The 4,061-nt window shown below is 59.9% G+C and carries 2 protein-coding genes and 2 pseudogenes; 3 read left to right on the top strand and 1 reads right to left on the bottom strand.

Translation table 11 applies throughout. From position 1 onward, the window contains the following. Positions 1 to 409, bottom strand: a pseudogene (locus WA354_RS20915) (CBS domain-containing protein); the annotation flags it as partial. A 105-nt stretch (positions 410 to 514) separates the two neighbouring features. Between WA354_RS20915 and rsmD the strand changes: the two are divergent. The 3 genes and pseudogenes from rsmD to WA354_RS20900 form a co-directional block, all read left to right on the top strand. After that, positions 515 to 1,090: a 16S rRNA (guanine(966)-N(2))-methyltransferase RsmD gene (rsmD, locus tag WA354_RS20910; protein WP_472814960.1), complete on the top strand. Its 576-nt coding sequence runs from the start codon at positions 515 to 517 to the stop codon at positions 1,088 to 1,090. A gap of 105 nt (positions 1,091 to 1,195) precedes the next feature. Continuing rightward, positions 1,196 to 3,619: a glycoside hydrolase family 130 protein gene (locus WA354_RS20905; protein ID WP_472814959.1), complete on the top strand. Its 2,424-nt coding sequence runs from the start codon at positions 1,196 to 1,198 to the stop codon at positions 3,617 to 3,619. A gap of 13 nt (positions 3,620 to 3,632) precedes the next feature. Beyond that, positions 3,633 to 4,061, top strand: a pseudogene (locus WA354_RS20900) (YjhG/YagF family D-xylonate dehydratase); the annotation flags it as partial.

The following is a 4,061-nucleotide window of genomic DNA, read 5'->3' as shown; positions in this document are numbered from 1 at the left end:
CGCCAAGGCCGGCCTGCATCCAGACCATGCTGCGCACCAGGTGGTCTGCCGTAACGAGTGGGCGCGCCAGCAGATGCACGTCGCCGCCTGCACCAATAAAGGCGGCGGCCAGCATGAGTGCGGTCGCGATGTTCGCAATCGGTCCGATGAGTGCCATGGCGAATTGGCCGAAGCCCTGGTTTGAGGCTTCCTGGCTTTCGGGGTTGGCGTAGGCGAAGAGTCCCCCGATAGGGAGCAGAAGCACGGCGCGCAGCTTGAGATTTAGATAGGCAGCCATCATCAGGCGCGCGGTTTCACGCACGATTACCGCAAACACGCAGATAAAGAAAAGGATGAGGCCGCGAAAAACTCCAGAAGTGGCGCTGAGACCCAGGCAGACCAGCGCGAGCGCAGGAAAGAAGACGTGCATACGCATCTCCACGCCCATCCAACGGCCCAGCGGTATGGTCCAGCCACGCATATCCAGATTGTAGTGGCTGGGGGGAGGTAATCGTTTCTTATATGCTGGTTCGCGATGCGCGTGATTGCGGGAACGTTGCGGCGAAGGACGCTGGAAGCTCCGGCGGGGCTGAAGACCCGGCCAACGAGCGATCGTCTGCGAGAGACTCTATTTAATGTGCTTGCGTCCCGGATCGAGGGCGCGCGGTTTCTGGATTTGTACGCGGGATCGGGTGCGGTGGGGATCGAGGCAGCCAGCCGTGGTGCATCGAACGTGGTGCTGGTTGAGCGAGCGGAACCAGCATTGAAGGTCCTGCGCGGCAATCTGGAGAAGCTTGGATTACGGGGCGGGGTTCGGGTGGAGGCCGTAAGCGTGGGGGCGTTCCTGCGCCGGGTTCGGCCAGAGGGCTCGGCCGAGTGCTTCGATATCGTGTTTCTTGATCCACCATATGAGGCTGCAGATGAGTACGCGACAGTGCTTGGGTTGTTAGGTGGCTCGGCGGCTGGCTTGCTCGCCGAGGGGGCGGTAGTGATCGCAGAGCATCGGCGGAAGGAAAAACTGGCCGACATCTTCGGTTCGTTGCGTAGAGTGCGGCTGCTGGAGCAGGGCGATGCTTCGTTGAGTTTTTACGAGCCGGCACCCGGATTCTAGCTACTAGCTGCGGGCTCGTCGATCTTGGAAGGCGATGGGACTTTCGTGCGGCGCGGAGATATTGGTGCGAAGCGTAAGATGGGGCGGATTGCGGAGAGAGAGCGCGTGAAGAAAATTCTGAAGTTGTCGATTGCGCTGGGTGTGTTGCTTGGAACTGCGGCGATGCAGGCGCAGGGTCCGGAGCGGTGGGTGATTGGGCCGTTTGCGCGGCCCGCTAGCGGAAATCCGGTGGTGTCGCCCAATCCTTCTTCAACGTTCCAGGATCCCATCCTGCAAAAGCCGGTGCAGTGGGAGGCGTTGCACACGTTCAATCCTGCGGCGATTGTGCGCAAAGGCAAGGTCGTTGTGCTCTACCGCGCTGAGGACAACTCAGGCGCGATGGAGATTGGTGGGCACACATCGCGGCTGGGACTGGCGGAGAGCGGCGACGGCATACATTTCAAGCGCATGGGTGAGCCCGTCTTTTATCCAGCAGAGGATGACCAGAAGTCAAGAGAATGGCCGGGTGGCGTCGAAGATCCGCGCATCGTGGAGCGCGAAGACGGCACCTATGTGCTGACGTACACGCAATGGAATCGCAAGACCTATTCCGTGGGCATCGCGAGTTCGCCCGATCTGAAGCATTGGACAAAACATGGACCGGCATTCTTGACCGCGTTGGGCGGCAAGTACGCGAACCTGATGTATAAGTCGGCAGGAATCGTGACGCAGTTGAAAGGCGGGCGGCTGATTGCGGCAAAGATTGCCGGGCGCTACTGGATGTACTGGGGCGAGGGATCCATCAAACTGGCCACATCGGACGATGCGATTCACTGGACGCCAGTCGAGGACATGCACGGAAATCTTGTGGATCTGCTGCGTCCCAGACCGGGGCATTTTGACAGCACGTTTCCTGAAACGGGACCGCCCCCGGTGCTGACGAGCGCCGGCATCGTCATGCTCTACAACGGCAAGAATGCGACCGAGGGCGGCGGAGATCCTTCACTCGGACCCAATGCATACGCGGCTGGAGAGGCGCTCTTCGAAGCGTCAAACCCGGCGCACCTCCTTACGCAGACCGATAAACCAGTATTGAAACCGGAATTGCCGTATGAGAAAACAGGGCAGTACGCCGCGGGAACCACGTTTGCCGAGGGGCTCGTGTTCTTCCGCGGAAAGTGGTTCTTGTACTACGGATGTGCGGACTCCCTTGTCGCCGTTGCGATGGCTCCGGCAGAGCCGATGAGTGCGGAGACTCTGCAGATGCCTGCGACGGAGAGCCCGATCGCAACCACGGTTGCGGTAAACGCGACTGCAATGCCGCCTGGCGCCGAGGCAAATACGCGGGGTTTTTATCTGCACAAAGGCGACACCGTCGTATTCTACGGCGACAGCATTACCGAGCAGAACTACTACAACCAGTGGGTGGAGTTGTACACGGCGACACGTTTCCCGTGGATGCATGTGCATTTTTACGGCGCCGGTGTGGGGGGCGATCGCGTGACGGGCGGCGGCGGAGGTCCAATCGATCAGCGGCTGGAGCGCGACGTTTTTTCAGAAAAGCCGACCGTAGTAACGGTGATGCTAGGCATGAACGACGGCGGTTACCAGGCCACCACGGACGAGATCGAGCAGACCTACGTGAAGGGATATCAGCACCTGCTCGATTCGATTCACGACCATGTGCCGGGTGTGCGCATGACGCTGCTCGGGCCTTCGCCGTATGACGATGTCACGCGGCCCGTATTCTTTCCAGGTGGATACAACGCGGTCATGCAGCACTTTGCGGAGGTTGATCAGTCGCTTGCTGACAAGTATGGCGCGGCGTTTATAAACCTGAATCCGCCGGTGGTTGCGGCGATCAAAAAAGCGGACGCGATGGATCCGAAATTAGCGGTGCTCCTGCTGCCAGACCGCGTGCATCCCGATCCGCTGGCCCACTGGATCATGGCGCAGGCGCTGCTTAAAGGCTGGCATGCACCGGCGCTGGTTTCGTCGGTGACGCTGGATGCACATGCCGCAACGGTGACAGAAGCGCGCAATGCGGTGGCGAGCCAACTAGATCAGACTGACGGCGTGTTGAAATGGTCAGAGGTCGAAGACGCGCTGCCCCTGCCATTAACTCGCAGCAATGCAACCACGGCGTTGCTTATGGATTTGACAGACATTGACCAGCAGCTCAATCAGGAAACGCTGCGAGTGACGGGACTGGCTGCCGGCAGGTACACCCTCAGCATCGATGGCGATGTGGTCGACACGTTTTCCCCCGAAGCGCTCGAAAAAGGAATCAACCTGGCGGATTATGGAACGCCCATGTTTCACCAGGCACAGCGGGTAAGCTGGCTGGTGCGAGATCGCGACGAGACGCATTACATTCATCTGCGCATGCGCGTGCGTAATGCAGGCATGGGCGAACAGGCTGGAAAACCCGATGTGATGCAGGCGTTCGAAAACTCGCTCGAAGATTCGATCTATGAGGCTGCGTTGCCGAAGCCGCACGTATTTCGGCTGACGCCTGTAGCCACGACGACGACGCAGAGCACGAGATGACGTTTGGGTGTGAATGAATGACCACGATGAGGAGGTTGTAATCCAAAACGTTTCGCTCAAGTCGGTGCTGGAGACAGACGCCACAGAACTGCGTGACGTGGCGACACATGCCGCGGGTCCGGCGGGTGCGCTTCCGCTGACGGCGGAGATGCTGTTGAAGGAGCCTTCGGGAAATCTCTTCGGGCTGAGTCAGAATGCAGGGATGGGTTGGGAGCCTTCCCGGCTACTCGATCCGGAGTTTCTGATTCTCAGCACGCACGGCGGACTGCGCGCGGAGGACGGTCGCCCCATCGCGCTAGGATTTCACACCGGGCATTGGGAAGTCGGACTGCTGGTAGCCGAGGCCGCGCGCGAGTTGAAAGCGCTGCATGGAGTGCCGTTTGCAGGTGCTTGCACCGATCCTTGCGATGGGCGCACGCAGGGCACGCCAGGCATGATGGAC

The organism is Occallatibacter sp. (assembly GCF_049802275.1).
In the GTDB taxonomy this organism is placed as follows: domain Bacteria; phylum Acidobacteriota; class Terriglobia; order Terriglobales; family Acidobacteriaceae; genus Telmatobacter.
The sequence above is the reverse complement of the archived record's forward strand: the minus strand, read 5'-3'. Positions and strand labels throughout refer to the sequence as shown.

Coding starts and splice junctions, on each gene's coding strand:
- rsmD (WP_472814960.1), top strand. CDS start 515: ATGCGCGTGATTGCGGGAACGTTGCGGCGAAGGACGCTGGAAGCTCCG.